Raw genomic sequence first — 24,366 nt, forward strand, 5'->3', positions numbered from 1 at the left:
GTTTTCCTCCTAGGTGAAATCCACCACATATTTAGTATTACTAGCGAATTTGTATTCAATGGCAATCGGTTCGCTATTTATATCAAAATAGTGATTAGACACTTTAAATAATGGTTCATTGATTTGGCAGCGTAGTTGTTTGGCTAATTCAGCATTGGCTACAATAAGTTGTAAATCTTGTTCTAATTTATCGACTTTTTTCTTACCTGAATTGGTGATTTCAAGTGCAGACAGCACTTTTATTATTGAAACTTGAAAATCAGGAAAATGGTTAAGTGGTAAAATAAAAATTTCTTTCACTACACTATTTTTTGCTATTTCTAAAAAACTAATGTAATAAATCAATTCTGATGGTTTTATTTTCAGTAATTGACTGTAATAAAGACCCGCTTGTCTTAAATAAGCTTCTTTGATAATTTTTTTGTGATGTTGATAAGTACCCGGTTTAATAATACCTGTCATCTCTAAAATATTTTGCGTAGAAAGCATTGGCGCAACAAATAAACCAACACCTTTCTTTCGAACAACCATATTTTTTTCTACCAATAGATCAATGGCTTTACGCACAGTTGTTCGGCTAACATCATAATCTTTCTGTAATTGGACTTCTGGAGGTAATTCAGAACCCACACCATATTGGCCGGTGTTAATTTTCTCGATTAAATGATCAGCTATTTTTTCAAACAATTTCACTATTTTTTTCTCCGTAATTGAAGATATTTTTAGCCGATAGATGATATTTAAATCGATTACCTACTAGATATTGTTCGGTATGTTCAAATGGTTGAAAATTATCATCAAAATTATTACTAGAAACTTTATAAATTGGTGTGCCATCAATAATTTGTAAATATTTAGCCTTATCTTCAGCTGCTAACTCATAGGTTATTTCTTCACGGCCGTGACTAGGTTTAACTGGATAATGATCTTTTAAAAATTGATAAAGAGAGATATTATTTAAATCGATTTGCTCTAAACCTTTGAACTTATTAGATGATAAATAGGTTATTTCGTAAGAAAGCGGGGTTTTGTTTAATATCCTTTGTCGAATAATTCTAATCAATTTTTCGTTTGAGCCAAAAAAGGCTCTTAGTTCAGCTGGCATATTAATAATTTGATTGCTGAGAACTTTTATATTAATGTCAATATCATCTTCTTTTTTAACTTCTTCACTAAAAGAAGACATTTTTAACATGTTAATCTCAAAAATTTTATGCTTTTCGACATCAGTCTCAGCTTGGAATACATAACCTTCCATAGCTAAATCATTTAAAGCATTTCTTATTGTTGTACGACTTACACCAAAATGTTCTGCTAGTGCCCGTTCTGTCAATTTTTGACTAACAATAGTCGGATTAGCTTTAATTTGTTCTTCAACATAAGTTTTTGAAGCAATTTCACGATATTCCAAAAAATCTTACTCCATGGTTGGACTTTTTTATAAAACAGATATACGTTAAATTAACGTAACTATTATTAAAAAATAGTCAAAAAGATATATGTTGTCAATTTTAAGTACCAAAACTGTTGTGTAGATCACAATTTTTATTATTAACTTAATTAAATCAATAGAATAAATACCAATATAGGAATTTTAGGGGGTGAATCAATCAATATCAGAATAAATAGATAGGTAAATATAGTCAGAAAGTTGCTTTGTCTAACGGTGCGAGATTTGTATCAAATACATAATGGCATTAATAAAAAAGTCCACTCAATAAGCAGACTTTTTTATAAATTTAGTCGACAAGAGGCAATTGACTAGCATCTTATGTTCATCTTGCTGATCGTTGTTAAAGTAATGCTGTCTCGCTGCACTCATCGTAAACCTCAGAAAGGTTCTCATTGTCTTAGTTAGTAAAGTTTCGCCATGAGAGACGGTTTTTCATGGCTTTTTGATAGTTTCCCGGTGTTACCCCGAAATTTCGTCGGAAAATAGCAATAAATCTACTAATATTGTCATAACCTAAATACAAAGATATTTCGGTGATTGGTTTTCCCGTAGCAAGTAATTCTAACGCTTTTAACATCCGCAGTTTTTGACGCCACTGTGTGAAATTAAACCCAGTTTCATTGGTAAATCGACGTGTTAATGAGCGCCGGGAAATGCCTGCCCAAACGCCCCAGTCATTAATATTTCTATCATCACTAGGATTATCAGACAAAGCTAAAGCGATTTTTAACAAACGCATATCTTTTGGCATAGGAAGTGCAAGCTCAATTTGAGGCATGGTTCTAATCTCATCAAGGATTACGGCAATTAATCGCTGCTGTTCCGGTTCCAGTTCTGAATTATGCCATGACATGGTTCGGGTAATTGCTTCGCGCAATAAGCCAGATAACTCTAAAATGCATGGTTTGACAGGTAGTTCAATGCATGCGTTTTTTTGTATATAGATGCTCCATCCCTCGAATCGCCCATGTGATCCAAGAAGACTATGTTGTACATTTGGCGGTATCCAGACCGCATGAGTTGCGGGCACTACCCATTGACAACTTTCAGCTTCAATTGAAATTAACCCATGTAATGTGCCGAGTAATTGCCCTCTAGAATGACCATGACGCTGAGTCACTCTTTGAGAAGAGTGGCTGACTGTCGATATGATCATCGGTTCACTATCAGAGGAAGCTAGCTGTGGAGAGATGAGTGGCGTATTCATTTATGTGGCCCCGATGGGATATTTTGTGGCTTAAATTGGCTAGTAAAAGGCTATTCTACTGGCTATCCTAAAGTCCTCTTAATTAAATTCAAGATAACAAGTTAGCAATAAATAGATAAGTTGTAAATGAGCCAAATAATCGTTTTTTATACGCATTAATGAGTAATTTGCAAATTTATTCATTGTTTAATAGTCTGGTTTTGAGAAGGTAACAGATGCATGAAAGGAAAACATAAAAATTATAAAGAAGTGATGCCAACAAACTTTGATGACATATATACACATGGTGCAATTAAATATCGTTTAGAGAGAGTTTGTCATGAAACAAACCCTTGAGCTGACGGCCGCCGAAAGAAAGTTAGTGTTTGCTATGACGCTATCTAGCGTGCTGCCATTATTAGATAATAGCATTGTTAATGTTATTTTATCCGAGATTTCGAATGACATTAATACCTCTTATGCTTATATACAATGGGTGGTGACTGTATATATGTTGGCCTGTGCTACGGGTATATTACTATCTCCTTATATACATGAAAATTTTGGGCTCAAAAAAGCATGGCTATACTCAATTATCATTTTTCTTGTTGGCTCTGTATTGGTTGGCTTCTCATATAATCTACTGTCTTTGCTCTTATTTAGAGGTATCCAAGGTCTTGGTGCGGGGATTTTAATTCCAATTACTCAATCAATAATAGCGACTTATTTTGGTAAACAAAGACTAAAATCAATTATGGCATTAATTGCTATTCCGTCAGTCTTTGCTCCCGCACTAGGACCAATATTTGGGGCGATTATCTCTGAACAGTTAAATTGGAGAATGGCCTTTTTTATCAACGTACCCTTAGTGCTTCTGGCTATTTTCTTTGGTAGGACGACAGTACCTGATAATAAAACGTCTAAATACAATATGAATATTTATGTATTTATAACATTCCTAATCGCTTTAATATTATTTTTTATCTCGATTAAAAATATCGCTTCTGGCCATTTTTTTGATATGTCTAATATTATTATGCTGGTTTTAGGGATTGGCTTGATGATAGTTTCGCTTCTTGTTAATAGTAGGTCGGCTATTAAACTGGTCGACTTAAGTGCCTTTAGTTGCACTCAATATTCACTGGCAATAATTATGGGATTTCTAACGTCGCTTATCTTTTTTGGTTTCATGATTTTTTTTCCTTTAATCCAAGCTATAAATGATAATATTGCTGTCACGTATATTGGTTTGCTACTTGCTTTACAGGGTGTAGGTGCCTGGTTAGCTAGAAAATTTATTTATCAAAGTTTAAGTGAGATAAATTCATTTTTAATTATTGGCATTGGATTAATATTTTCTGCCATAAGTATATTAATAATTCAAATCGGCGGAAACTTATCAGAAATTATTGGTTTTATTATCCGAGGTTCAGGGTTGGGTATTGCGACGATTGCGGTTCTCTCTTCTCCATTCGAATTTTGCGATAAAAATCAAATCAAGGACACGAGTGCTATCACGCGTGTTGTACAGCAGATTGGTGGCGCATTTGGGGGAGTATTATCAGGAATACTGATCTATCTGACGCAAGCTCAACTAATTTCAGTAAACAATAGTTACTATATCATGTTTTTGATCTCTCTTGTTTTCGGTGTTATTGCCGTTATTGCCTATATTTTCTTTAGTCGAGAGAATAAAATTACCTACTAATGTAAGACTTGATTGATTTATATGAATTTTGCTAGCCAGTTAACGAACCTATTGCAGTGCAACTAGTACACAGATTGACTAAAAACGCCGCCATCTTACCAACTAATCGTCTGTTAATGTTATTACTAAATCACATTGTGGCAAAATGGACTTAGCAATCTGTCAGCTATAAATTTACCTTAATTTGCATCAAGAGAAGACACGGCATCAAACCAATCAAAATTTTAGTCTTTACCAAACCAGATGAATGTAAAAATGACCCTAAGATTTTTTACCTTTGCTCAAGTCTCAGGATAATCCCCAAAAAATATAGAAAACGGCAGCAATCCTTAGGCCAATCGAATATACCAAAGGGTTCGTTAAAGCATGACAGTGGACGAGCGTCGAAACATATCGGCGGTAATTTTTTCACAATCTATCAATAAGCTAAAAAAATTTTCTAATATAGTACAGTTAATGTGCTGCTTAAGAAATATATTGCTAAGCAAGATCAATTTGATAATTGCTACCCACATCACAGGAAGACCTTATCATGTTAATCATTACTATTCATATAAATCATATAAAAATATCTAATAAAAACAGAGAAATACTCACCATAGACAAATGATAATAGTTATCATTATACTTGATTGTACTTTTTTTGAAGATTTTGTACACCAGCATTATCCAATTTCTATTTTAGAATGAGTTTTTGGCTCCCAAAAAGTAACAGTGGCTAATAATTGATGAAAAAAACTTTGTACTTTTGTGGGTATTTTTATATTTAATGGTGGCGTTCTTTTGAAACTTATATTTGCAATTGGCTCATTTTATTTTGTTCAAACATTAATCGGTGGTATTGTCTTTCAAGCTATACCGGCTTGGCTACGGAGTCATAATGTGGATTTGTACACTATTGGTTTAGTGTCACTTGCTATGATTCCTTGGACACTTCGAGTACTCTGGGCGGGTGGCGTTGAGCGTTATAGAGTCACTGCATCCGGGAAAATTCGCAGCAAACAAATTGTCATTGCAGGACAAGTGGCTCTGGCGGTGATATTAATTGGCCTATCATTCGTACATGAAAATATGTTCATCACACTAATCTCACTATTAATTTTATTATCATTAGTTTGTTGCACGAGTGAGATTGCTTGTGATGCTTATATGATTGAGAATTTAAATTCAAAATCATATGGTATCGGCAATGGATTACGGATTGGATGTGGTTATTTAGGAATGGCAGTAGGCGGTGGCGGGTTAATTTATCTATATGATAAATGGGGATGGCAATCCTCCTTACTTGTTTATAGTGGATTACTACTCTTTTTATTGCTACCTTTGTTATTAGCGCCGAGTATCAATCAGCTTCCTGTTACAGAAAAAAGCGATCAGAGACCCTCTCTCATTAAAACACTAAAGCAACCAATGATGCTAAAGGCGATCGTTTTAGTCTTTTTCTTTGAGATTAGTGGTCGTTTAATTTCATCTATGCTATCTCCTTTTGCGATTGACGCTGGGCTTTCTCTAGAGAATTTAGGCAAAGTAACCAGTTTTGGCGGTGCTGCTTGTGGGATGCTAGGCACTTTATCAGGTATGCTCTTTATCCGAATTATAGGCTATCGCTGGGCACTCTTATTGGCGACCCTATTTAAATGCTTGTCAATCAGCTGCTTTATCATATTAAGTCTTCAGCCTGATATAAATCCAATATGGCTTATTGTTAGCTATCTGTTTTTTAACTACACTTTTTCTGTGGGCTTAGTTTGTCTTTACTCGTTCCTAACCACACAAGCGTCGTTGAAGCAAGCTGGATTAGATTTTACATTATTTCAATGCGGAGCAGCGCTTGCTGCCGGATGTTCTGGTTATATCGGTGGTATCGTTGCTTATTATTTGGGTTACGTTACACTCTTCAATCTTACTTTGGGCTGTGCTTTATTCGTACTTATCTTTTTGTATCGGAACTCAATCTTAAAAGCAGTATAGATTTTGGATTAATTGCAACGATAAGCATGAGGTGTGACACCAAACACCTCAACAAATCGTCTGGAGAGATGACCAGCACACGTAAAGCCACATCGAATTGCAATGTCACTGACGGTTAATGTGCTTTCATTAAGTAATTTTGTCACCTGTTGCAAGCGATAGTTGATAATGTAGCGGTGTATACCAACATCGAACACCTTTTTAAAGTCTCTATTTAATTTAGACTCACTCACACCAATAACTTTAGCAATATCTTTTATGATTAAATGAGTTTGGAAGTGCTCGTGTATAAATAATTGTGCATTGATTACATTTTTGCGATCTCGACCAGTTAAACCACTCCTCATCGGTTTGCCATCTGTCGATGAGGAGCACTTTAACTGCTCTAATGTTAACCACAGCGCGTTAAGGCTTAATCTTTGTATATTAAGTTGCGATAAAGCATCAGAAGATCTTCTGGCGGCTTGCAATCGTTGTGCTATATCTTTGAGCACCGGTGTAAGTGTTAACCGCCAAATACAGAAATTTGGTGAAGAAAATTGCATATTCGCCCGATAGCTATTTAGTGGACACTCATTGAATATCTTTAATAGCTCGTCCGGACGGAATTGTAACAATATGATTTTATAACTGTAATTAGCCGGAAAAAAATCGGTGCCATATATAGTATCGTGTGAGTAAGAGAGATAAACCTTATTGGGTTGATAAGACACGACTGATTTGGAACCATGTATATGATGATGCACAGCCCCATTGAGCATAAACACGAGCGATAAATGCTTACCAACTTTTGTATTATTTCGAATATCTTGTAACGGCGCCATTTCTACGAAACCAGCATTAAGCAACCCTTGTATGTTAAACCATTCAGTACTTTCAAATAGTTTTTTGTCTTTGGTTGCCTGTTTGCGGGTATCTTTACTATAGCGAATGGTTTTCATCCGTCACCTCTCTATCCATAACAAGATGATAATAATTATCATTATACTTAATTATACTTTTTTTGAAGATTTTGTACACCAGCGTTATCCAATTTCTATTTTAGAATGAGTTTTTAGCTCAAAATAAAAGTAACAGTGGATAATAATCGATGAAAAAAAAACTTATATTTTTGTGTATATTAGGCTTATTATATAATGAAGAATTGCTGGCAGAACCAATAGCTAAACAAAGCGATCAGAAAACTGACTTTGATACTATTATTGTAACTGCAAGTAAGCAATCTAATAAAGCAGCCTCTTCACTGAATGTATCTTCAAATACCATTTCCCAGGCTAAACTCGAAGCTGCGGGGGTAGATGATACGAAAAAACTCTCTCGGGTACTGCCTGGTCTGAATATACAAAACAGTGGTAATTTGCTATTTCCTGCAATATCGCTAAGAGGTATCTCTTCTGCTCAGGATTTTTATTCGCCTGCAATCACATTTTATGTTGATGGTGTACCACAACTGTCGACTAATTTAGTCCAGTCTTTGATCGATGTCGAGCATGTCACCATGATGAAGGGCCCGCAGGCAACTCTTTATGGTCGCAGTGCACAGGGCGGTATAGTTAATATTAGCACTGCAAAGCCTAATAATATATTTCGTGGTTATATTGATGGTGGTGGTGCTAGCCGAAAAGGTTACCATAGCCGTTTGAATCTCAGTGGTCCTATGGTAGAAGATTTATTCTATGGAAGCGTCACATTGCTGCGTCAATCACAACCGGGGGCATTCAATAACCCATCCACTGGTTCGCACAGATTGGGAGGATCAGATGAAAATACCGGTAATATTAAATTCAGATTAGCACCAATAACCGCTCCTTGGGAAGTCAATTTTAGTGCAACAGAAGATAGAACTCATTCAACTCAGGATACGTATTTAGACTATAAAAATACCCACAGCCGCAAACTATTAACGTCTGCGGGTAGTTTAGATCCGCGCATGCATCGTCGTACACATAGTCAGACTCTAAATGGAAGTTATGATTTCGGCGATTGGTTACTGACTGCTAGTAGTGCTTGGCAACAACTGAAATATGAACGTCGTTTTCCTTATGGTCCTTACTCAGCTCAATCCTCGGAGCATTGGGATCAAAATACCCAAGAAATTCGCGCAGCAACACAAGGCGATGACCGTTTATGGGATGGCGTATTTGGCTTATACCGACTAGATATTGATGAAAGTCGCAAAACGAGTACAACCGATTCCTCAGTCACCTCACAATCATTAGCCACTTATATGGATGGAACCTTGCATGTTTCCCAATTTGATCTAGGAGCAGGTTTACGTGCTTCTCATGATAAAGCGAAGACGCATTATGGTAATAATAGCGCTTGGTCCGCCGGTGATAATAGTGATAATCAAGTGTTAGGCCAGTTTTCGGTTGGTTATCGTTTAACACCAGACTGGCGTATCTATACGCGCGTCGCACAAGGATATAAGGCTGCTGGCTTTACTATTACACCACAAGCTGGTACTCGAGCGGAGCCTTTTTCTGCTGAAAAATCGATTAACTATGAAATTGGTTCACGCTATGAAATTGACGATTTTCAGCTTCAAAGTGCAGTCTACTATACCCATACGAAGAATATGCAGCTTTACTCAGGTCCGATGGGTTTTCAAACATTGAAAAATGCGGGTAGTGCAAATGCTGTAGGTATTGAATCTGATGCAAAATGGTTATTTACCCCCGGATGGGCAGCAACCCTAAATGGCAATTTAACTCACTCCAAGTTTGCCAGTAATGTGACTGCTGATGATTATGCTAATAATCGAGTTCCGTTTATTCCTAAGTATGGTGCTGGGTTTAGCGTAGATGGCTTGGTTGCAACGTCAATGGGCGCTCTAATGCCTAGAATAGCGGTGAATATGACTGGTCCTCTTTACTTTGATGGTAGTAATCAACTACGTCAAGGTAGTTACAGTACAACTGATATAAGTCTTGGCTGGCAAACCAATGAACGGATTACTGTGACTTGTTATATCAACAATATTTTTGATAAACGCTACCGCACATACGCTTACGCTCGTGGTAATAATGCTTTTGCGCAATTTAACGAAGGGCTAACTGCCGGCGTTAACATAAAAGTTGATTTCTTTTAAATTAGGATCATATAAGTTCGAGGACAGTTATGAACATTTCTGAGCCACTGCGTTTTATTCTATTAATAAAGTTAATGGGTAAGACTTTTTGGATATCAACACTGACAGCAATCATCTCAACCATTATGACGTTGGTACCCATTTGGATACTTTACATCATGGTGAGAGAACTGACTATTGCCACCGTGTCGCTTGAACTTATCTATTCATGCCTAGTAGCAGCATTCATTGCAATGTTGCTTCGCTGGGGATTAATTGTGATTAGCCATGTTAGTGCTCATCATGGCGCATTAAAGCTAGCTTATCATTTAAAGTTGCATTTAACCAACAAGTTGGGATTAGCTCCCTTATCGTTTTTCAGCTCTCATACAGCAAGTGATTTACGTAAAGTAATTAATGATGATATCGCCGCATTAGAAGCTTTTCTGGCGCATTTTTTGCCCGATGTTGCTTCAGCGCTTACTCTGCCAATTGTCGGATTATCATTGTTACTTTATATAGATGCACAGATGGCGTTTGTTGCCATTCTATTATTGCCAATCGCGTTTTGCTGCCAATGGTTATCTATGCGACACAGTGCCGAACAAGCGCGTCAGTGGGGAGAATTACAGCTCAATATAGCCCAAAAAGTGAGTGAATACATCCGAGGCATTGCAGTAATTAAAAGTTTTGGACTGAGAGCTGATTCTTTTCGTCAACTCAGTCAAACAATCCGTAATGTCGCACCTTGGATAGAAAACTACTGTAAAAAGAATATGTTTGGCTGGAATTGCTTTAATTGTTTACTTTCAAGCAATTTAATCTTGGTGGCGCCTATTGGAGCCTGGCGCTGTTTTCATGGAGATTTAGCGCCAGTTGATTGGTTACTGTGTTTATTGGTTGCTCCAGTAATAGTTCAACCATTTTCACGCCTTGTATTTGCGTTATCGGAACAAGCCCAACGGCAGGGTTCTTTAGATCGTCTTAACCAGATAGTTAATGCATCACAGATGACAGTACCTGATGTGATTGATCAAGCGAGTTTACCAATGGGAAACCTTGTGTTGTCGTTCTCTAGCGTTTCTTACCGTTACGATCAGCAAAAACCAACTCTTCAAGAGGTAACCTTTAATACATTGCCACATGCATTAACAGCGATTGTTGGGCCTAGTGGCGCGGGGAAAACAACGATTGCCCGTTTAGCAACACGATTACTTGACTGTGATCGCGGTGAAATCACCTTGGGAGGGCTCAATATCCAGCATTGGCCAATAGAAGAGTTATTTAAACAGATATCCATGGTATCTCAGAATGTATATCTTTTTAATGGCACGGTTATGGAAAATTTATTACTTGGTCGACCGGATGCCAATATTGATCAGGTAATTGCTGCAACACAGGCAGCCTGTGCTCATGAATTTATTCTCTCTCTACCACAAGGATATGACACCCCAATTGGTGAAAATGGCACCCGCTTATCGGGAGGTGAACGCCAACGCCTTTCCATCGCCAGAGCACTATTAAGAGATGCCCCTCTTTTAATTCTGGATGAAGCAACAGCCTATGCAGATAGTGAAAACGAGTGGCTTATTCAACAAGCTATCGCCAATCTTTGCAATGGGCGAAGTGTGCTAATGATTGCCCATCGCCTTAAAACGATTATCCATGCTGATCAAATAATCGTTGTCGAGCAAGGAAAAGTGGTTGGTCAGGGACGCCATGACGAACTGCTTCTGAAGTGTCCCTGTTATTGTCAACTTTGGCAAGATATCGAGTTGAATGGAGAAAAATAAATGCTGATTAAATTTATTCGTGCCGGTTATCAGTTGGCTGGTTATCAAGATCGTCGACTAACCAAAGGATTATCTCTGGCGGCACTTGATGGTTGCTTATTGACAGTAAGTTATTACATTGTTGCACAACTTATCTTGTCCGTTTTCAATAAAACTATTTCGTTACCGATAATCCTATTAAGCGCAGTCGGTTTATTGTCCTGCCTGTTGGGGAGAATTTATTCAAGTAATTTGGCATTAAGCCACGTTTTTGGTGGGACTTATGCCATGATGGCTGAAGCTAGAATTCGAATTATTAACCATTTACACGCTTTACCACTAGGTTGGTTTTCAGCAAAACGAACGGGGGATTTAAGTGTTCGTTTAACATCCGATCTCGAGCTAATCGAATGGCTGTGGTCGCATTTTTTAGCTGTCTTTACCAGCACCATAATCACGATGTTATTAATATTGGCACTGCTATGCTGGATTGATCTCTTTTTAGCTTTGCTAGTTATTATAACCATTCCTTTTTCCTTTTGGGTTATGTCATTAACGCAGCGTGTCATCAGTCGTTATGATGAAAAAATGTTGGACACTGCGAGTAATGCACAAGCAGAGTTATATGATTATATACAAGGCATTAACGTTATTCGCTGTTTTGGTCAGTTTGGTACAGCTTGGAAGCGTCTTTCTAATGCGTTGTTTCAACAATATCAAGCGCAACTAGTATTAGAAACTAAACCCTCTGCGTTAGTCGCACTATTTGGTTTTGTTAGTGAGTTCAGCTTTCTACTATTACTTGTATCAGGCGGATATTTGTTGTTTCAGGAACGTTTAGATATTCAGCACTTTATCCTACTCAATTTTTTTTCACTGATTGTCTATCGGCAATTACAAACACTTGGAGATGGGTTAATAAAACTTCGATTTAGCTCACGCGCCATGGAACGTATCAAAAAACTACTGAGTGAAACACCGGTGGCCACATATAATGATGGGAACGTCTCTATAATCCCTAGCTCGAATGAAATTACTGTAAAGCAACTCACTTTTACCTATCCTGAACAATCCTGTCCGGTCTTACAAAACATTAACTGCCACATTCAGAGTAATGCGATAACGGTTATTGTTGGCCCTAGTGGTTCAGGAAAAAGCACTCTGTTGCAACTCATTGCGCAAATGTGGGTACCAGACTCTGGTCAAATTCTTTGGGGTGAATATGATACTAAAATAATCGCTAGTGAGATCTTAGATCGCAATATTGCCATGGTATTTCAAGATGTGGTTTTGTTTTCGGCATCAGTATTTGACAATATTTTGATGGGTAATCAGAACGCAACTGCTGAGGAAGTGATTCAGGCAGCTAAATTAGCTCAAGCTGATGAATTTATTCAAAAGTTACCGGATGGTTATCAAACAATTCTTGGTGATAATGGTTACTCATTATCAGGCGGAGAACGGCAACGACTGTCAATTGCCAGAGCATTATTAAAAAAAGCCCCTATCATCCTATTGGATGAAGCGACTGCCAGTGTTGATGCTTCTACTGAACTGGCAATACATCGAGTATTAGAAAACTTATCTCAGCATTGTACTGTTGTGGTTGTTGCTCATCGTTTGAACACAATACAAAAGGCCCAGAAAATACTGGTTATGAATGCGGGGGGCTTGGTGGAACAAGGGGATCATGACTCTTTGCTTCGCAAAAATGGTCTTTACACTCAATTGTGGCAGCGTCAACAGCAATCACTCTCATGGCAGCTTACTACATCAAATAAGGAATAACAACGCGATGACCACTTCAACGCAGGCAAAATTAAACAATTTTATATAATGTGATGTTATATCGGGTGGCATAACAGGATAGCCATGGATAATTCCCCAAATATACACAGACCATGCTTACTTTTCGATAACCGTTGCAACAGTATACCCTTTAAATGAAAACAGTGTGTATCTTTCCGTATTACTGGTTTCGTACCATTTTACATTAGATTCTTCGGGTATATTTGGGTGGCGGGAGCGGATTGACTCACATTTCATGCTCGCCCTACGGGTCGTTGCTAAAGCTACGCAGTCTCGTGCTACTAGGCTCGAACCTCTTATTGGTTCGAATCAAATGCATAGTAGTAATAATAAAAAAGCCCACTCAAATGAGTAGGCTTTTTTTATTGAATTGGTCGGCGAGAGAGGATTCGAACCTCCGACCCACTGGTCCCAAACCAGTTGCGCTACCAAGCTGCGCTACTCGCCGTCAGAAATCGCTTCACATTCTAAATATAAAATGGGGTGGCTAATGGGATTCGAACCCACGACAACTGGAATCACAATCCAGGGCTCTACCAACTGAGCTATAGCCACCATAGAAGTAGGACGAAATATTACGCATAAAAAATAATATTGTCCAGCATATTTTTAAAAAATAATACCAATTGGTTATATTAAAAGCGTTAAAAGCCTAATATTTACCATTTTGGATAAAATTAAACTTTATGCGACATAATATCAATTATCTGGGTGTCTGTGGCTTTCATACTATTACTGACAATCGCCCCTAGATTATTAATGGTGGTTTCAACACTATCGCAAACAATACCTTCATTACCTGTAACACGAATTCGGTTTAGCGCCATTAATACGGCTTTAAATCCGGATGAAACCGAAGTTGAAACTTTCATTGCACAGCTATTTGACGCACCATCACAAATTATTCCGGACAAATCACCGATCATGTTACATATGGCCATATCAACTGGCTCATATTGGCCTTTACCCAGTAACCACGCCATACCGGCAGCCGATCCCATGGCAGCTGTTGAGGCTGCACAAAGTGCTGATAATGGCGGAAATTTACTATGAATATAAATGGCAATAGTATGTGATAAAATAAGCGCTCTCGCTAATTGTTCTGGCGTTGCATCTAAATAATCGGCAACAACAACGACTGGCATAGTAGCAGTAATACCTTGATTGCCTGAACCTGAATTACTCATAGCCGGTAACGTTGCCCCCCCCATGCGAGCATCTGATGCAGCAGTAGTACGAATAATCACTTTAGACAGTAGATCATCGGCTAATAAGCCATTTTTAGTTTGTTCATGTAATGTCGCCGCAATACTTAAACCATAATCTCGTCTTAACCCTTCTTGAGATAAGGCATCATTTAATTCTGCTGAGTGTAAAATAAATTCGATATCAGCAAAAGCAGCCTGCGAGGCAAACTCATATATCTGTTTTACCGACATCAATTTGATGATAGCCGCATCTTTCGAATCATCTTGCTTTTGGTTATCAGCTTTAAAAATTATTTCGCCATTTTTTTCAATCAAAATCACATTAGTGTGTGAGTTTTCAATACAGACGCGGACATGATCGTAACTAGTATAAATATTAGCTTCAGAATAAATAGCAGTATTATTATTGGCAATTTGCACATTAACTTTATGCTCATTGAGCATCGTTTTGGCTTGTTCGATTTGTTGTTGAGTAATATTTTTAAGGACTTCAAGACCAGCCTCAGCATCACCGCCAATGGCGCCGATGGCCGCTGCAATAGTTAATCCCACCATACCAGTGCCTGGAACCGTAACCCCCATGCCATTTTTCATTAAATTGGGCGAAACATAAGCATCAATGCGGCTAATTTTGTTTTTATCAATATATTGAGTTGCCGTAGCAGCAGCTAAAGCAAGTGAGATAGGTTCAGTGCAACCAAGTGCTGGCAAGACTTCATGTTTCACCAATTTGATTAATTGTTGCCACATTACTTGTTGTTCCATTTTTTATCTCCATATTACTAACCGTAATGTTAGCAAGTGAAACATTTAGCCACAAAATTAAGTAATTATTTTATTCTATTTAACTTGAAAACTGAATGTTAAGCTCACATATTAAAGAGTAAGTGAACATAATTTATCAGTTCAATACTGATTTTATTAATACGTTAAACCTCTATAAACAGATTTTTATTAAATCACTTTTTGTTTAAAATACACACAACAAAAAATAGACTAAATCTGAAACGTCTATACTTAACTGCATAGTAAATAAATTAATCAGGAATAGTTCAAAATATGTAATATTTTAGTAAAACCACCTGACTTTTTTTTTATTATTGCAATAATGTAACTATCAAAAATTAAATAATAATGGCGAGATATGATAAATATTTTATTAATTGATGATGATGTAGAATTATCACAAATGCTTAGCGAATATTTAACTAATGAAGGTTTTAATATTACAAGTGTTTACCAAGGTAAGGATGGTATTGATGAAGCACTGTCAGGTAAATATCGTGCAGCAATTTTAGATGTTATGTTACCTGATATTAATGGCATTGATGTCCTAAAAAGCATTCGTCAACAATGTAATATGCCAGTTATTATGCTGACAGCCAAAGGCGATAATATTGATCGCGTATTGGGGCTCGAATTAGGCGCTGATGATTACATTCCAAAACCATGTTATCCTCGAGAATTATTAGCAAGATTGCGAGCGGTTTTACGTCGTTTTGATGAACGTTCGGTCGAATTGGTTGATGATAAAAAATATCATTTTAATGGTTTAACCTTAGATATTCCTCAACGACTATGTACTTGGAATGGTCAACCTATTGATTTAACTTCTACCGAATTTAACTTATTAGTTCTACTTGTAAAACATAGTGAACGAGTGGTCACTAAAGAAGAATTATCTGAAATAGGTCTTGGTCGTGCGCGGGAGCTTTATGATAGAAGTGTTGACGTCCATATCAGCAATATTCGCCAAAAATTACATCAAGTCGCACAAAATGATGTAACCATTGAAACAATAAGAGCGGTTGGATATCGTATCCGTTAATCAAGCCATAGGTTTGCTATGAATCGTCGATTATTTTGGAAAATACTGATTATATTTTGGATAATCTTTTATCTTACTTTCCAATTAACTTGGATTGCTTTCTCTTATTATATTGAGAATAAAAATCAACGATTCTTAAATCATATGCCAACTAAAGTGGATATGATTGCGCAATTATTACATGTTGCCGGAGAAGATGAAACCCTCAATTTTATCGCCCATCTACCCGAACGTGAAAGGGCTTTATTGTCGATAAAATTGGTATCTCCACAAAATGATCAAGTTAATATCATCACCGATGAACTTGAACCGACCACTTATATATACCAAAGAATGGCGGTTGCACCAGATGGTACGCTTTACTCGGTATCATTTAAAGATGATAAAACCGATCACAGCAACAGTGCTAAAAAAACTCTGTTTACAATGCCAACCCCCATTGTACTAATGGGGATCTTTGTTGGCTTAGTGTTCAGTCTATTTTTAGCCTGGAACTTGACCAGACCGATGAAGTTACTAAGACAAGGATTTTTCCGCGTCTCGCAAGGTGATCTGTCGGTTCGGTTATTTAAAAAGTTAAAACCTCGTCGTGATGAACTGAGTGAATTAGGTAAAGATTTTGACATGATGGTAGAGCAACTCAACATCTTAATATCTGATCGTCAAGCTCTACTTCATGATGTTTCTCATGAACTCAGAACCCCTCTGGCCCGCTTACAATTGGCAATCGGTCTTGCCCAACAAAATAAACAAAATATCGATACAGCTTTAGCTAGAATTGAGTTAGAGTCGGAACGATTAGATCAATTAATTGGTGAGATTCTCAATTATTCACGTGCGGAAATGAATAATCGAACCGATGAATACTTTGACTTAAAAGAGTTAATTGGTGTAGTAGTTAATGATGCCAACTATGAAGCCAATCACCAATCTATTGAAGTAGAGTTTAACTTATCATCCATTAATCACTCTATTGTTAAAGGTAATTCTGAACAGATACGACGAGCGATTGAAAATATTATTCGTAATGCTATCCGCTTTTCTAATGCAGGCCAAACGGTTGAGGTATCATTAAAAGAAGCAGGAAAATATTTACAAATTGAAGTTAAAGATCGTGGACCGGGTGTCGATGCCAGCAAATTATCAAGTATTTTTGAACCCTTTGTCCGTATTCAGTCAGCACAGTTAGGTAAAGGCTATGGACTAGGTCTAGCCATCGTCAGAAAGACCGTTATTATGCATAACGGTACTATTCAAGCTAATAATCGCGATGGTGGTGGTTTAGTGGTAACAATCAAACTACCATATTGGCGAAAAAATTAATAACAATCAGGATTAACGGTTAATACATACTCTTTTACCAGACTTTCTAAGGTAATTTTATCGTAACCAGTAAAATTCAGATTGTGCATAATCATCTGTGGATTGCTATCAAGTATTGCTTTATATTCAGCAATATATTGTTTTGAGATTGGTTTATATGACCAATGCCACTCTTCTGGCAAATAGCCCCCTTTTCGTCCCTCATTGAATGGTTGGCAAAAACCATATTTAGGTAAGTTTTCACGAAGCCATTGATACAAAATAACTCCCTGTTTATCATTTTTAAAATATTCAGACGATACACTAGTAATATCAATATCTGTTCCCCAATGATGTCTTGATGTACCAGGCATTGAAGATAATTTTAAAATTTGTTCGGCAATTTTTTGTGGATTATTCAACTTAGGTAATAATGCATCCCACTTACGTTGCCAAATACCATTTTGATAGGTGTAATTACGCGTAGCACTCACTACAATAAAAGGAATATTAGGATAAGATTTTTTAAAATCATTATAAGCCTTAATCAACTGCTCAGTTGGTTCTTTCTGTAAATACATACCTTTTTTGTTTACTGGTAATATTGTTGAGTCGAGAGCAATATAATTACTATCTTTTTTTTCATCAAATTGTCCAGTAAGTTTATTTAATGGAATAGATTGTGCCATAGCAAACGTTGAACATAAGAGTAAAGTTAAAGTTGAGCTAAAATGAGTAACTGTTTTCAATGTTATTATTTTTTTCATCATTTAGATTCTAATTAATATTATATTAGCCAGACAGGGTGAAAACCAGTATAATCCTTTCCCTAAAAATTGAAATAGCCATAATGTGTAAAAACGAGGCCATATGTTAACATCAGCTACACACAAATCGTCTGATAATTGTTTGGACGTGACAAATACAACTAATCAAAACACCACCAATCCAACTAACGAAAAAATAAACTTACTTAACTTTACCAGACAACAGTTAAGAGAATTTTTTATTTCGCTAGAAGAAAAACCATTTAGAGCAGATCAAGTGATGAAATGGATCTATCATTTTGGGATAGATGATTTCGATCTTATGACCGACATTAACAAAAAATTACGGGAGCAATTAAAAAAATTAGCTGAAATTAAAGCACCTAAAATTGCCATCGAACAACGTTCATCCGATGGCACCATAAAATGGGCATTAGATGTAGGCAATAATCAAATGATTGAATCAGTTTATATTCCTGAACGTGATCGTGCGACTTTGTGTGTTTCATCACAAGTAGGCTGTGCTTTGGAATGTAAATTCTGTTCAACAGCGCAACAAGGTTTTAACCGTAATTTAACCGTATCTGAAATTATTGGCCAAGTTTGGCGCGCTTCAAATGCTATTGGCGTAACAGGTAAATTAGCCGATCGACCTATCACTAACGTTGTTATGATGGGAATGGGTGAACCTTTACTTAACTTATCCAATGTCGCACCAGCAATGGAAATTATGCTAGATGATTTTGGTTATGGTTTATCCAAAAGACGCGTGACGCTTTCTACTTCTGGTGTCGTACCCGCCTTAGATAAATTAGCTGGCATGATTGATGTAGCATTAGCTATTTCATTACATGCACCAAATGATGAAATTCGTAGTGAGATTATGCCAATTAACCAAAAATATAATATGGCAATGTTACGTGATTCAATTTTACGTTATCTTTCAACCTCGAATGCTAATCATGGTAAAGTGACCATCGAATATGTATTACTCAACCAGATCAATGATAGTGTTGAACATGCCCATGAGCTGGCTAAATTCCTGAAAAATGTACCAAGTAAAATCAATTTAATTCCATGGAATCCTTTCCCTGGTGCGCCTTATGCTCGTTGTTCAAACACCCGAATTGATCGGTTTATGAAAACATTAATGGGTTACGGATTTACAGTTATCGTTCGAAAAACACGTGGCGATGATATTGATGCAGCTTGTGGTCAACTTGCTGGTGAAGTCGTAGATCGAACTAAAAGAACACTTTATAAAAAACAAAACCTTATTCAAAAAACAGCATAAAATAGAGAAGGAGTTGTGGATGAAAAGTGCATTAATCGTATTAAGTGGTTTAGTTATACTCATGCTAGCTGGTTGCCAAACGAGCTCTCGTGAAGAGTTTGATCCTGAAGCAGCAGCATTAGCGAGAATGCGATTGGGGTTAGGCTATTTAGCTAAAGCCAATGAATCCGAGGATAATATTAAAGCAGCACATTATAATCTAAAATTAGCTGCTCAGTATTCACCAAATAATCCACAAATAATGCTAGCAATGGCAATATTTGATCAGCATGTTGGTGAATATAATGAAGCAGAGATGATTTATAAACGTATCACATTAATGCAACCAGGCAATGGTTTATTTCATGTTCACTACGGTTCCTTTTTATGTGGTATAAATCGTTATCAAGAAGCAAAACAACAATTTAGTAAAAGCCTAGAACTGGATCGACATCGCTGGAAAGCTGATACCTACGAGCAATATGGTTATTGTGCTATCCAAAATGGCGATAAACAAACAGCAGATCTTATGTTCAAACAACTTTTTGAATATGATTCAAGTCGTCGAAGTAATGTGGTAAAAACAGCAGAACTTTATAAAAATAAAGGCGATAAAAAGATAGCTAACTATCTATTTTTAATATCAAAAAAATAAACTATAAAAATTAAAAGAAATATCATTTGAAGCAAGAGTAAATATCATGAGTTTTTTGGCTATTTTATTGTTAGCATTAGCCATGTCTACTGATGCATTTGCGGTAGCGATTTGTCGAGGTGTTTCACTCAAATCAACACCGTTTTTAGGCGCATTAAAAGTGGGGATCTTATTTGGTTTTGTTGAAGCCATCACTCCATTACTAGGCTGGTTAATTGGTTATATTGCCTTACAATATATTGAAAGATGGGATCATTGGATTGTTTTTGCCGTCATGTTATTGTTAGGTCTAAACATGATCTATCATAGTTTTAAAGAAGATAACGATGACAACTGTGATGGAAAACCACTTCCTTCATCGAAAAAATCATTTCTAATATTAGTTCTTACTGCGATTTCAACAAGTATTGATGCATTTGCTGTTGGTGTCGGATTAGCACTTGCCAGCGTTAATATTTATATTGCCGCCACCATGATTGGGCTTGCAACTTGTATCATGGTTACGTTGGGCTTATTGCTAGGTAAAAAAATTGGTTGTTTAATTGGTAAACAAGCATCATTTATCGGTGGCGTTGTACTTATTGTTATCGGTTCAATCACATTGTATCAACATCTCGCTATATAATTTTATTCTTTACTTAAGTTTAGATATAAAAAAACCACTCACATATTGGAGTGGTTTTTTATTTTGACTGGCTAAATAGGGGAATTACATCATTCCGCCCATTCCTCCCATGCCGCCCATACCACCAGCAGCACCTAAATCAGCTTTATCATCTTTAGGTAAATCAGTAACCATACATTCAGTTGTGATCATAAGACCTGCTACTGATGCAGCATATTGTAATGCACTACGTGTTACTTTAGTTGGATCTAAAATACCCATGGCAATCATATCACCATATTCTTCAGTTGATGCATTGTAACCATAGTTACCTTTACCACCTTTAACCGCATTAACTACAACTGAAGCTTCTTCACCGCAGTTAGTAACGATTTGACGTAATGGCGCTTCCATCGCACGAAGAGCAACTTTAATACCAACGTTTTGATCTTCGTTTGCACCTTTAAGGTCTAAAATTGCAGAAGCCGCACGAACTAACGCAACACCACCACCAGCAACAACACCTTCTTCAACTGCTGCACGAGTCGCATGTAATGCATCTTCAACACGAGCTTTCTTCTCTTTCATTTCAACTTCAGTTGCTGCACCAACTTTAATTACTGCAACACCACCAGCTAATTTAGCCACACGCTCTTGAAGTTTTTCTTTATCGTAATCAGAAGTTGATTCTTCGATTTGTTTACGAATTTGTTCAACACGTGCATTAATTAATGATTCTTCACCAACACCGTCGATGATAGTTGTATTATCTTTATTGATAACCACACGTTTTGCTTGACCTAAATCTTCAAGCGTTGCTTTTTCAAGTTCTAAACCAATTTCTTCTGAAATTACAGTACCAGCAGTTAAAATAGCGATATCTTGTAACATTGCTTTACGGCGATCACCAAAACCAGGGGCTTTAACCGCTGCAACTTTAACAATACCACGCATAGTGTTAACTACTAATGTTGCTAATGCTTCACCTTCAACATCTTCAGCAATAATTAATAGAGATTTACCTGCTTTAGCAACTGCTTCTAATACTGGTAATAATTCACGGATATTAGAGATTTTTTTATCTGCTAATAAAATATACGGACTATCTAATTCAACAGTCGCGGTTTCTGGTTTATTGATGAAATATGGTGATAAATAACCACGATCAAACTGCATACCTTCAACAACATCAAGTTCGTCTTGTAAACCAGTACCATCTTCAACAGTGATAACACCTTCTTTACCTACTTTTTCCATTGCTTGAGCAATTAAAGTACCAACAGTTTCATCAGAGTTTGCTGAAATAGTACCAACTTGTGCAATCGCTTTAGAATCAGCACATGGTGAAGATAATTTTTTAAGCTCTTCAACTGCTGCAATTACTGCTTTATCAATACCACGTTTTAAATCCATTGGATTCATGCCAGCAGCAACTGCTTTTAAACCTTCATTAACGATAGCTTGCGCAAGTACCGTTGCAGTTGTTGTACCGTCACCAGCAGCATCGTTTGCTTTTGAAGCAACTTCTTTAACCATTTGCGCACCCATGTTTTCGAATTTATCTTCTAATTCGATTTCACGAGCAACTGAAACACCATCTTTAGTGATAGTTGGTGCACCAAATGATTTATCTAAAACTACATTACGTCCTTTTGGACCTAAAGTTACTTTAACTGCATCAGCTAATACATTAACGCCTTTAAGCATTTTAACGCGAGCGTCATTTCCAAATTTTACATCTTTAGCTGCCATCTTCGTATATCTCCTAAATTCTGTATATAAGTTAAATTATCTGCCAGTTATGCTTCAACAATGGCTAAAATATCGGTTTCTGATAGGATAAGCACTTCTTCATTATCAATTTTTTCGGTTTTAACGCCATATCCTTCGTTAAAGATCACGATATCACCAACTTTAACATCTAGCGGCTGAACTTGACCATTTTCTAAAATGCGACCATTACCAACAGCTAAAACTTCACCACGTGTTGATTTACCAGCAGCTGAACCAGTTAAAACAATACCGCCAGCTGATTTTGATTCTACTTCTTTACGTTTGATGATCACACGATCATGCAATGGACGAATTTTCATTAGTTATCTCCTAGCACTAATTTTCACTTAAGTAATTATTAACAATAAATCATAAAATTATGATGAATATGATATAGTGCACATTACATGGGGGTTATTTTAAAATCTTCAAGAGAATAAAATTAAAAAATTTTTTAATTGATTAATTATTCATCAGCCTTACGCTCAAATTCCCCTTCAATAACATCATTAATTTGAAAATTGCTACTTGAAGAAAATGAACGTACTTTAAAAGGCAATTTCCCAACAATAAATCGAACAATATACTCTTGAACACGAGGGATTAACAAAATTGCGCCAAGCATATCTGTTAAAAAGCCAGGAATCAATAATAAAAAGCCTGAAAAGAGTAAAGACACACTCTTAATAATTTCATTTTTTGGACTTTGTTGATTAGCAATCTTTTGTTGCATAATGCTTAGATTTTTTAAACCTTGCTTCTTTATTAAAAAAAGTCCTAAAATTGATGTAGCAATAATCCCAATTAAAGCAAGAAACACACCTATTGAATCTGCAACTTTTATAAAGAAACTCAATTCTAAATAAGCATAAATAAAAAAAATAATAAAACCAAAAACTCGCATACCAAAATTCCTCTAAATATAGAGCGATATTATGTCATAATTAGTGATTAATATAGTGACAACTAGTTAAATTTCAACCAAACGGCATATATTTTTCAAAATATCTCACAAAAGGGATTGACGGATAATCATGAATCGTGTTTAATACAGCTCCATTGTTGCCCGGATAGCTCAGTCGGTAGAGCAGGGGATTGAAAATCCCCGTGTCCGTGGTTCGATTCCGCGTCCGGGCACCAATCACCAAATTTTAAGACCTGCTTCTAGCAGGTTTTTTTATGTCTAAAGCCTTTTCCAAGCTACCTTTCAAAGGATTTTATTTGTCAACCGATGTCAACTGAAATTACCCCATATCAAGTGCAAAATCGGATACAAACCCGGATACATTTGGTTCGATAATGACGTGTATCCATAAAATAGCTTTAAAGCCTTTATTGGCAAGGGTTATAGAGAATTGCTTGTAAAATTCATGTTTCTTTATTTAATTAGAATTGAGGTTATTATTACGTTTTATGGCAGCAATCACCAAATTTTAAGATTCGATAAATTCGAGTGGATAACCATGATGTTCAGCCAGTTTATCCAGATAACGGGTAACTCTACCAGCCGACAAGCTGACTGCAATATCAATGCCTAATGCCTTACGATTAAAGCCATCTATCACATTATTGAAGTTCTAAATCGGCGTTGATTGCGACTGCTGTCACTCATAAAATTCATTGATCAGCATTCAACTTGTTTATTGGGTGCTAATAGTTTTTCAGGGCTTCGCGGAGCGAGCAATACACTGTTTATGCTTTATCCTAAGATTAAACCTTAATTCACAATACACCCGTTTATGGTTCCATTTATAACTCAGCTTTCTGATGCGATTAAAACATTTGGCAAAGCCCCAGCGTAAATGCTTATTAGTCATCGTACTGAGTACCGATATAATCACCAAATTTTCCTCAAGTTGATAATATAGTAAGCAAAGCAGCTTAAGCCAACGATATTGCAGCTCATGGCAATATTAATAGAATGACTTTCTTACAATTGCACTACCCAAACTTTACGTTTCTTAGTAGGCACTAGAGCTTTTTTGTA

General features: G+C 36.6%; 20 protein-coding genes and 3 tRNA genes. 11 read left to right on the top strand and 12 right to left on the bottom strand.

Features of this window, described 5'->3' with window-relative positions:
* Positions 1-9: 9 nt before the first annotated feature.
* From B6C99_RS02380 to B6C99_RS02390, 3 genes are all read right to left on the bottom strand, one after another.
* On the bottom strand, positions 10-693 hold the full coding sequence (locus B6C99_RS02380; RefSeq protein WP_110424517.1) for a GntR family transcriptional regulator: 684 nt from the start codon (positions 691-693) through the stop codon (positions 10-12).
* Positions 680-1,411 (bottom strand): GntR family transcriptional regulator, encoded by a 732-nt coding sequence (locus B6C99_RS02385; RefSeq protein WP_086358359.1) that lies wholly within the window; start codon positions 1,409-1,411, stop codon positions 680-682. The genes B6C99_RS02380 and B6C99_RS02385 overlap by 14 nt, the downstream gene beginning before the upstream one ends.
* A gap of 439 nt (positions 1,412-1,850) precedes the next feature.
* The gene (locus B6C99_RS02390; RefSeq protein WP_086358360.1) at positions 1,851-2,660 is read right to left on the bottom strand and encodes a helix-turn-helix domain-containing protein; all 810 of its coding nucleotides are present in this window, start codon (positions 2,658-2,660) and stop codon (positions 1,851-1,853) included.
* Positions 2,661-2,979: 319 nt separating this feature from the next.
* On the opposite strand from B6C99_RS02390, the gene B6C99_RS02395 reads away from it, so the two are divergent.
* Entirely contained in the window at positions 2,980-4,347 is a 1,368-nt protein-coding gene (locus B6C99_RS02395) for an MFS transporter (RefSeq protein WP_086358361.1), read from the top strand.
* Between the two features lie 783 nt (positions 4,348-5,130).
* The gene (locus B6C99_RS02400) at positions 5,131-6,318 is read left to right on the top strand and encodes an MFS transporter (protein WP_158092424.1); all 1,188 of its coding nucleotides are present in this window, start codon (positions 5,131-5,133) and stop codon (positions 6,316-6,318) included.
* Between the two features lie 8 nt (positions 6,319-6,326).
* Here B6C99_RS02400 and B6C99_RS02405 read toward each other — a convergent pair whose 3' ends face one another.
* A complete protein-coding gene (locus B6C99_RS02405) occupies positions 6,327-7,259 on the bottom strand; it encodes an AraC family transcriptional regulator (RefSeq protein ID WP_086358363.1) in 933 nt (310 codons plus the stop codon).
* 149 nt (positions 7,260-7,408) lie between these two features.
* On the opposite strand from B6C99_RS02405, the gene B6C99_RS02410 reads away from it, so the two are divergent.
* Genes B6C99_RS02410 through B6C99_RS02420 form a run of 3 tightly spaced genes read left to right on the top strand, consistent with a single transcriptional unit; the run spans position 7,409 to position 12,948 of the window.
* Positions 7,409-9,409, top strand: coding sequence for a TonB-dependent receptor (locus B6C99_RS02410; RefSeq protein WP_086358364.1), 2,001 nt, complete (start codon positions 7,409-7,411; stop codon positions 9,407-9,409).
* 29 nt (positions 9,410-9,438) lie between these two features.
* Complete coding sequence (locus tag B6C99_RS02415; RefSeq protein ID WP_086358365.1) at positions 9,439-11,181, top strand: ABC transporter ATP-binding protein; 1,743 nt, start codon at positions 9,439-9,441, stop codon at positions 11,179-11,181.
* On the top strand, positions 11,182-12,948 hold the full coding sequence (locus tag B6C99_RS02420; RefSeq protein WP_086358366.1) for an ABC transporter ATP-binding protein: 1,767 nt from the start codon (positions 11,182-11,184) through the stop codon (positions 12,946-12,948).
* A 392-nt stretch (positions 12,949-13,340) separates the two neighbouring features.
* Here the strand turns inward: B6C99_RS02420 and B6C99_RS02425 are convergent.
* The 3 genes from B6C99_RS02425 to B6C99_RS02435 form a co-directional block, all read right to left on the bottom strand.
* Positions 13,341-13,417 (bottom strand) — tRNA-Pro (locus tag B6C99_RS02425).
* Between the two features lie 31 nt (positions 13,418-13,448).
* Positions 13,449-13,524: transfer RNA gene (locus B6C99_RS02430), tRNA-His, on the bottom strand.
* A gap of 122 nt (positions 13,525-13,646) precedes the next feature.
* Positions 13,647-14,942 carry a serine dehydratase subunit alpha family protein gene (locus tag B6C99_RS02435; protein WP_086358367.1) on the bottom strand — a complete coding sequence of 432 codons (1,296 nt, stop codon included), beginning with the start codon at positions 14,940-14,942 and terminating at the stop codon, positions 13,647-13,649.
* Positions 14,943-15,324: 382 nt separating this feature from the next.
* Between B6C99_RS02435 and B6C99_RS02440 the strand changes: the two genes are divergently transcribed.
* Positions 15,325-16,005, top strand: coding sequence for a response regulator transcription factor (locus B6C99_RS02440; RefSeq protein WP_086358431.1), 681 nt, complete (start codon positions 15,325-15,327; stop codon positions 16,003-16,005).
* An 18-nt stretch (positions 16,006-16,023) separates the two neighbouring features.
* Positions 16,024-17,328: an ATP-binding protein gene (locus tag B6C99_RS02445; protein WP_086358368.1), complete on the top strand. Its 1,305-nt coding sequence runs from the start codon at positions 16,024-16,026 to the stop codon at positions 17,326-17,328.
* Here B6C99_RS02445 and B6C99_RS02450 read toward each other — a convergent pair.
* Positions 17,325-18,074: a M15 family metallopeptidase gene (locus B6C99_RS02450; RefSeq protein WP_158092425.1), complete on the bottom strand. Its 750-nt coding sequence runs from the start codon at positions 18,072-18,074 to the stop codon at positions 17,325-17,327. The two genes, B6C99_RS02445 and B6C99_RS02450, sit on opposite strands and share 4 nt — an antisense overlap.
* Positions 18,075-18,177: 103 nt before the next feature.
* Here B6C99_RS02450 and B6C99_RS02455 point away from each other — a divergent pair, with 103 nt between their 5' ends.
* From B6C99_RS02455 to B6C99_RS02465, 3 genes are read left to right on the top strand one after another with little or no spacing between them, the layout of a single operon-like run.
* Positions 18,178-19,368, top strand: coding sequence for a bifunctional tRNA (adenosine(37)-C2)-methyltransferase TrmG/ribosomal RNA large subunit methyltransferase RlmN (locus B6C99_RS02455; protein WP_086358370.1), 1,191 nt, complete (start codon positions 18,178-18,180; stop codon positions 19,366-19,368).
* Between the two features lie 19 nt (positions 19,369-19,387).
* Entirely contained in the window at positions 19,388-20,002 is a 615-nt protein-coding gene (locus B6C99_RS02460; RefSeq protein WP_086358371.1) for a hypothetical protein, read from the top strand.
* 46 nt (positions 20,003-20,048) lie between these two features.
* Positions 20,049-20,627, top strand: a complete 579-nt coding sequence (locus tag B6C99_RS02465; protein WP_086358372.1) for a manganese efflux pump MntP family protein — start codon at positions 20,049-20,051, stop codon at positions 20,625-20,627.
* A gap of 84 nt (positions 20,628-20,711) precedes the next feature.
* Here the strand turns inward: B6C99_RS02465 and groL are convergent, their stop codons facing one another.
* The 3 genes from groL to B6C99_RS02480 all read right to left on the bottom strand — a co-directional run bounded on the left by groL (position 20,712) and on the right by B6C99_RS02480 (position 23,283).
* A complete protein-coding gene (groL, locus tag B6C99_RS02470) occupies positions 20,712-22,358 on the bottom strand; it encodes a chaperonin GroEL (RefSeq protein WP_086358373.1) in 1,647 nt (548 codons plus the stop codon).
* A gap of 47 nt (positions 22,359-22,405) precedes the next feature.
* The gene (locus B6C99_RS02475) at positions 22,406-22,699 is read right to left on the bottom strand and encodes a co-chaperone GroES (RefSeq protein ID WP_034884480.1); all 294 of its coding nucleotides are present in this window, start codon (positions 22,697-22,699) and stop codon (positions 22,406-22,408) included.
* A gap of 146 nt (positions 22,700-22,845) precedes the next feature.
* Positions 22,846-23,283 (bottom strand): FxsA family protein, encoded by a 438-nt coding sequence (locus B6C99_RS02480; RefSeq protein ID WP_086358374.1) that lies wholly within the window; start codon positions 23,281-23,283, stop codon positions 22,846-22,848.
* 160 nt (positions 23,284-23,443) lie between these two features.
* On the opposite strand from B6C99_RS02480, the gene B6C99_RS02485 reads away from it, so the two are divergent.
* Positions 23,444-23,519: transfer RNA gene (locus B6C99_RS02485), tRNA-Phe, on the top strand.
* Between the two features lie 293 nt (positions 23,520-23,812).
* Here B6C99_RS02485 and B6C99_RS13560 read toward each other — a convergent pair.
* Entirely contained in the window at positions 23,813-23,944 is a 132-nt protein-coding gene (locus B6C99_RS13560) for a hypothetical protein (RefSeq protein WP_255542242.1), read from the bottom strand.
* Between the last annotated feature and the right edge of the window lie 422 nt (positions 23,945-24,366).

The organism is Gilliamella sp. N-G2 (genome assembly GCF_002142215.1).
In the GTDB taxonomy this organism is placed as follows: domain Bacteria; phylum Pseudomonadota; class Gammaproteobacteria; order Enterobacterales; family Orbaceae; genus Gilliamella.

Bases quoted from the DNA above. Each gene is read 5' to 3' on its own strand.
- B6C99_RS02390 (WP_086358360.1), bottom strand. From the start codon at position 2,660: ATGAATACGCCACTCATCTCTCCACAGCTAGCTTCCTCTGATAGTGAA.
- B6C99_RS02395 (WP_086358361.1), top strand. From the start codon at position 2,980: ATGAAACAAACCCTTGAGCTGACGGCCGCCGAAAGAAAGTTAGTGTTT.
- B6C99_RS02405 (WP_086358363.1), bottom strand. From the start codon at position 7,259: ATGAAAACCATTCGCTATAGTAAAGATACCCGCAAACAGGCAACCAAA.
- B6C99_RS02410 (WP_086358364.1), top strand. From the start codon at position 7,409: ATGAAAAAAAAACTTATATTTTTGTGTATATTAGGCTTATTATATAAT.
- B6C99_RS02415 (WP_086358365.1), top strand. From the start codon at position 9,439: ATGAACATTTCTGAGCCACTGCGTTTTATTCTATTAATAAAGTTAATG.
- B6C99_RS02420 (WP_086358366.1), top strand. From the start codon at position 11,182: ATGCTGATTAAATTTATTCGTGCCGGTTATCAGTTGGCTGGTTATCAA.
- B6C99_RS02435 (WP_086358367.1), bottom strand. From the start codon at position 14,942: ATGGAACAACAAGTAATGTGGCAACAATTAATCAAATTGGTGAAACAT.
- B6C99_RS02445 (WP_086358368.1), top strand. From the start codon at position 16,024: ATGAATCGTCGATTATTTTGGAAAATACTGATTATATTTTGGATAATC.
- B6C99_RS02450 (WP_158092425.1), bottom strand. From the start codon at position 18,074: ATGAAAAAAATAATAACATTGAAAACAGTTACTCATTTTAGCTCAACT.
- B6C99_RS02455 (WP_086358370.1), top strand. From the start codon at position 18,178: ATGTTAACATCAGCTACACACAAATCGTCTGATAATTGTTTGGACGTG.
- B6C99_RS02460 (WP_086358371.1), top strand. From the start codon at position 19,388: ATGAAAAGTGCATTAATCGTATTAAGTGGTTTAGTTATACTCATGCTA.
- B6C99_RS02465 (WP_086358372.1), top strand. From the start codon at position 20,049: ATGAGTTTTTTGGCTATTTTATTGTTAGCATTAGCCATGTCTACTGAT.
- groL (WP_086358373.1), bottom strand. From the start codon at position 22,358: ATGGCAGCTAAAGATGTAAAATTTGGAAATGACGCTCGCGTTAAAATG.
- B6C99_RS02475 (WP_034884480.1), bottom strand. From the start codon at position 22,699: ATGAAAATTCGTCCATTGCATGATCGTGTGATCATCAAACGTAAAGAA.
- B6C99_RS02480 (WP_086358374.1), bottom strand. From the start codon at position 23,283: ATGCGAGTTTTTGGTTTTATTATTTTTTTTATTTATGCTTATTTAGAA.